We start from the raw sequence: 5,317 nt of genomic DNA, 5'->3' as shown, positions 1-5,317 counted from the left end.
ACGCCGCGCGCAGCCGCCTCCTGCACCGCCTGCGCCTGCTCGGCGTCGACTGGGGCACCGCCGCGCGCACGCCGGGTGGCACGGGCACCTTCCGGGAGACCTGGTGGCTGCGCTGGGAACCCGAACTGGCCGTCCGGGTCGCCGAGGCGGGCGGCTGGGGGACGACGGTGACGTCCGCCGCGACCGCCAAGGCCGAGGCCGACGCCGTCGCCGCGCGGACCCTCGCCGAAGTCACCGCCCTCGCCGAACACTGCCTCCTGGCCGGCCTGACCGACGCCCTCCCGGCGGTGATGCGGGCCCTCGCCGACCGCGCGGCCCTCGACAGAGACGTCGGCCACCTCGCCCAGGCGCTCCCCGCCCTCGTCCGCTCCCTGCGCTACGGGGACGTCCGGGGCACGGACACCGGAGCCCTCGCCGAGGTCGCCGCCGGCCTCGCCCTGCGGATCTGCGTCGGCCTGCCCGCCGCCTGCACGGGCCTCGACACCGAAGCGGCGAACGAGATGCGCGGGCATGTGGACGCCGTCCACGGGGCGGTGGCGCTGCTGGCGGAGAACGAGCGGGAGAGCGAGTGGGAGAGCACGGGAGAGGAGGGCCGGAGCGCTCCGGACACCCCTGCTCCGCACTCCGTCGGCCTGGACACCCGCTGGCGCGGCGTCCTGCGCGGCCTTGCCGCCCGGGACACCGTCGCCGCCGTGATCCGGGGCCGAGCGGCACGCCTCCTGCTGGACGGCGGGGACGCCGGCCCGGAGGAGGCCGCCCGGTGGATGGGGCTCGCCCTGTCGCCGGGGACCGCGCCGAAGGAGGCCGCCGACTGGGTCGAGGGGTTCGTCGGCGGGGGCGCGGGCGGCGGACTGCTCCTCGTCCATGACGAACGGCTCCTCGCGATCGTCGACAACTGGCTGACCGCGGTCCCGGAGGAGGCGTTCGTCGACGTCCTGCCGCTGCTGAGACGGACGTTCTCCGCCTTCGAACCAGCCGTGCGCCGGACGCTCGGCGAGGTGGTGCGGCGGGGGAGCGCGGCCGGGCGGGGGACGCGCGTCACCGGGTTCGCCGAAGAGCTGGACGCGGGCCGGGCCCAGGCGATCGTCCCCGTGGCACGACTGCTGCTCGGCGTGTGAAAGGGCGAAGGCTAGCGGGATTCGGCTTTATTCCGCAGAGATTTTCAAGGGCTGAGAAATTGGCGAGCGGATTCGTGAACCGATGAGGGAGGGTGAAGCGATCGATGAGTGAGGGGCCGAAAAACCAGGCAACTACCCGACTCATAAAACCAATTGACGAATCATCATGCAAATTCCAGCAGGTAATGGCCGGGCGGCGACCGAGGGGGAGGTGAAGGACGGTGACGGAGAGGCTGCGCAGATGGCGGCTCGTGCTCGGGGGCGCGGAAGCGGAGGGAACCGGATGCGTGCTCGACGGCAGAGACGCGGGGATGGACGGTGCGCTGGGGGCCCTGTACGGAAAGGAGGGGGAGCGGCAGGGGAGGGGAGCGGGGCTCGGGGCGTCCGCACCGTCGGTCGCCCGCTGGCTGGGGGACGTACGGACGTACTTTCCCTCGCCGGTCGTCCAGGTCATGCAGCGGGACGCCGTCGACCGGCTCGGTCTCGCGTCCCTGCTGCTGGAGCCGGAGATGCTGGAGGCCGTCGAGGCCGACGTGCATCTCGTCGGCACCCTGCTCTCGCTCGGCGGGGCCCTGCCGGAGACCACGCGGGACACGGCCAGAGCCGTCGTCCGCAAGGTCGTCAGGGACCTGGAGGAGCGGCTCGCCGGGCGGACCCGGGCCGCACTGAGCGGAGCACTCGACCGCAGCGCGCGGACGGGGCGGCCACGCCCGCGCGACATCGACTGGAACCGCACCATCGCCGCCAACCTCAGGCACTACCTCCCGGACCACGGGACGGTCGTACCGGAGCGGCTCGTCGGATACGGGCGGGCGGCACAGTCACTCGACAAGGGGGTAATGCTATGCGTGGATCAATCGGGTTCGATGGCGTCGTCGCTGGTGTACGCGGCGGTGTTCGGGGCGGTGCTGGCGTCCATGAGGACGATCAGCACGCGACTCGTCGTATTTGACACGTCGGTCGTGGATCTCACCGACCAGCTCGACGATCCGGTGGACGTCCTCTTCGGGACGCGCCTCGGCGGCGGGACCGACATCAACCGCGCGCTCGCGTACTGCCAGGCGCGCGTCGAGCGGCCCGCCGACACCGTCGTCGTCCTGATCAGTGACCTCTACGAGGGAGGGATCAAAGGGGAGATGCTGAAGCGCGTCGCCGCGATGAAGGCGTCAGGCGTCGAGTTCGTGGCCCTCCTCTCCCTCTCCGACGAAGGGGCTCCGGCCTACGACCGGGAACAGGCCGCCGCGCTCGCGGCGCTGGGAGTGCCCGCCTTCGCCTGCACCCCGGAACTGTTTCCCGACGTGATGGCGGCGGCGCTGGAGAGGCGACCGCTGCCGGTGCCGGAGGCGGTCTGAGTCGCCGGGGGTCCGGGTGGGTGCCGTCGCATCCGCCCGGGCCCCTCGGCGGCACGCGGTGCCAGGAAGAGCGCTTTCGGCGGCATCATGTGACAGGTATCACCGCTCAGGGGTGACTCGCGATTTAGAGGGGGTCGGGTGGCGGGGATAACCTGCGAGACGGACATGCCGCGCGCTCGGACACCGTGTGCGCCCTGCTTGTGACACATGCGGTCGTCACGTTGCCCTTCGCGGCACGCCCACGCATCCAACGAACCGCGAGATCACTGATAGGGACGGAAGCGCGTGGACCTGTTCGAGTACCAGGCGAGGGACCTCTTCGCCAAGCACGATGTACCGGTGCTGGCCGGTGAAGTCATCGACACGCCTGAGGCGGCCCGCGCAGCCACCGAGCGTCTCGGTGGCAAGTCCGTCGTCAAGGCTCAGGTGAAGGTCGGTGGCCGCGGCAAGGCCGGCGGCGTGAAGCTGGCCGCCACCGCCGACGAGGCGGTCGAGCACGCGACCAACATCCTCGGCATGGACATCAAGGGCCACACGGTCCACAAGGTGATGATCGCCGAGACCGCGCCGGAGATCGTGGAGGAGTACTACGTCTCCTTCCTCCTCGACCGCGCGAACCGCACCTTCCTCTCCATCGCGTCCGTCGAGGGCGGCATGGAGATCGAGGAGGTCGCCGAGACGCGTCCCGAGGCCGTCGCCAAGACGCCGATCGACGCGATCGAGGGCGTCACCCCGGCGAAGGCCCGCGAGATCGTCGAGGCCGCGAAGTTCCCGGCCGAGGTCGCGGACAAGGTCGCCGACGTCCTCGTCACGCTGTGGGACACCTTCATCAAGGAGGACGCCCTCCTCGTCGAGGTGAACCCGCTGGCGAAGGTCGCCTCCGGTGACGTCATCGCGCTGGACGGCAAGGTCTCGCTGGACGACAACGCCGAGTTCCGTCACCCCGACTTCGAGGAGCTCCACGACAAGGCCGCGGCGAACCCGCTTGAGGCCGCGGCGAAGGAGAAGGGCCTCAACTACGTCAAGCTTGAGGGCGAGGTCGGCATCATCGGCAACGGCGCGGGTCTCGTCATGAGCACCCTCGACGTCGTCGCCTACGCCGGTGAGAACCACGGTGGCGTGAAGCCCGCCAACTTCCTGGACATCGGCGGTGGCGCCTCCGCCCAGGTCATGGCGAACGGCCTGGAGATCATCCTCGGCGACCCGGACGTCAAGTCCGTCTTCGTCAACGTCTTCGGTGGCATCACCGCCTGTGACGAGGTTGCCAACGGCATCGTCCAGGCGCTGAAGCTCCTGGAGGACCGCGGCGAGAACGTCTCCAAGCCGCTCGTCGTCCGCCTCGACGGCAACAACGCCGAGCTGGGCCGCAAGATCCTCACCGACGCCGCCCACCCGCTGGTGCAGCGCGTCGACACCATGGACGGCGCGGCCGACAAGGCCGCCGAGCTGGCCGCCGCCAAGTAAGCACTCAGGACGAGGACACCGACACACCATGGCTATCTGGCTCAACAAGGACAGCAAGGTCATCGTCCAGGGCATGACCGGCGCCACCGGGCAGAAGCACACCAAGCTGATGCTCGCCGACGGCACCAACGTCGTGGGCGGCGTGAACCCGCGCAAGGCCGGCACGTCCGTCGACTTCGACGGCACCGAGGTACCCGTGTTCGGCACGGTCGCCGAGGCGATCAAGGCGACGGGCGCCAACGTCACCGTCATCTTCGTGCCGGAGAAGTTCACGAAGGACGCCGTCATCGAGGCGATCGACGCCGAGATCGAGCTGGCCGTCGTGATCACCGAGGGCATCGCCGTGCACGACTCGGCGAACTTCTGGGCGTACGCCGGCCAGAAGGGCAACAAGACCCGGATCATCGGCCCGAACTGCCCCGGCATCATCACGCCCGGTCAGTCCAACGTCGGCATCATCCCCGGCGACATCACCAAGCCGGGCCGCATCGGCCTGGTCTCGAAGTCCGGCACGCTGACGTACCAGATGATGTACGAGCTGCGTGACATCGGCTTCTCGACCGCCGTCGGCATCGGTGGCGACCCGATCATCGGCACCACGCACATCGACGCGCTCGCCGCGTTCGAGGCCGACCCCGACACCGAGCTGATCGTGATGATCGGTGAGATCGGTGGCGACGCCGAGGAGCGTGCCGCGGACTTCATCGCGAAGAACGTGACGAAGCCGGTCGTCGGTTACGTCGCGGGCTTCACCGCGCCCGAGGGCAAGACGATGGGCCACGCCGGCGCCATCGTCTCCGGTTCGTCCGGCACTGCCCAGGCGAAGAAGGAGGCCCTGGAGGCCGCGGGCGTCAAGGTCGGCAAGACGCCGACCGAGACGGCCAAGCTGGCGCGGGAGATCCTCTCCGCCTGAGGCTGAGCATTCGGCCGACTGAACGCTGACGGGCCCGTTCCTCGACAGAGGGCGGGCCCATCAGCGTTTGCCGTGGGGGTTCGTCGTGGCTGGTCGTGCCCGCGCGGCGGCAGCCGCACATGGACACAGCCCCTGAAGACCCGGTCCGCGTCGTCATCTGGATTCCGGCACCAGCCTCTCCGGGCCGTGGCTCGTCTCCTGCCGCAGCTTCGCCCGCAGTGTCAGCTCCGCGTCGGACAGGGGGCCCGGCGCCTGCCGAGGGGGGACCCCGCTGACCGTCGCTCCCGGAGGGACCGGGGGTTCGTAGTGGGTGGCGAGACCGAGGACGGTCTCGGGGAGGACCGCGGTGACCAGGTCGTGGCCGGCGCTCGGGCCGCCGACGTCCGCGAGTTTGATGTCGATGGTGAACGGGAACGTGTGGTCGGTCCCCGCGGAGATCCCGACGATGGCCCGCTTCTGGCCGGTGTCGT

Annotated in this window: 4 protein-coding genes and 1 pseudogene; 4 read left to right on the top strand and 1 reads right to left on the bottom strand. The window is 70.3% G+C overall.

Translation table 11 applies throughout. The features are described 5' to 3' along the window. The 4 genes from ACVNF4_RS32095 to sucD all read left to right on the top strand — a co-directional run. On the top strand, window positions 1–1,118 hold a 1,118-nt coding region (locus tag ACVNF4_RS32095; protein WP_461806393.1), incomplete at its 5' end, for a DUF5682 family protein. Between the two features lie 221 nt (window positions 1,119–1,339). After that, a complete protein-coding gene (locus tag ACVNF4_RS32090; RefSeq protein WP_461806392.1) occupies window positions 1,340–2,470 on the top strand; it encodes a VWA domain-containing protein in 1,131 nt (376 codons plus the stop codon). A 285-nt stretch (window positions 2,471–2,755) separates the two neighbouring features. Then, window positions 2,756–3,934: an ADP-forming succinate--CoA ligase subunit beta gene (gene sucC, locus ACVNF4_RS32085; protein WP_461806391.1), complete on the top strand. Its 1,179-nt coding sequence runs from the start codon at window positions 2,756–2,758 to the stop codon at window positions 3,932–3,934. A gap of 28 nt (window positions 3,935–3,962) precedes the next feature. Then, complete coding sequence (gene sucD / locus ACVNF4_RS32080; protein ID WP_461806390.1) at window positions 3,963–4,847, top strand: succinate--CoA ligase subunit alpha; 885 nt, start codon at window positions 3,963–3,965, stop codon at window positions 4,845–4,847. A 153-nt stretch (window positions 4,848–5,000) separates the two neighbouring features. Here the strand turns inward: sucD and ACVNF4_RS32075 are convergent. Further along, window positions 5,001–5,317, bottom strand: a pseudogene (locus tag ACVNF4_RS32075) (hypothetical protein); the annotation flags it as partial.

The organism is Streptomyces sp. S6 (genome assembly GCF_054880855.1).
The sequence above is the reverse complement of the archived record's forward strand: the minus strand, read 5'-3'. Positions and strand labels throughout refer to the sequence as shown.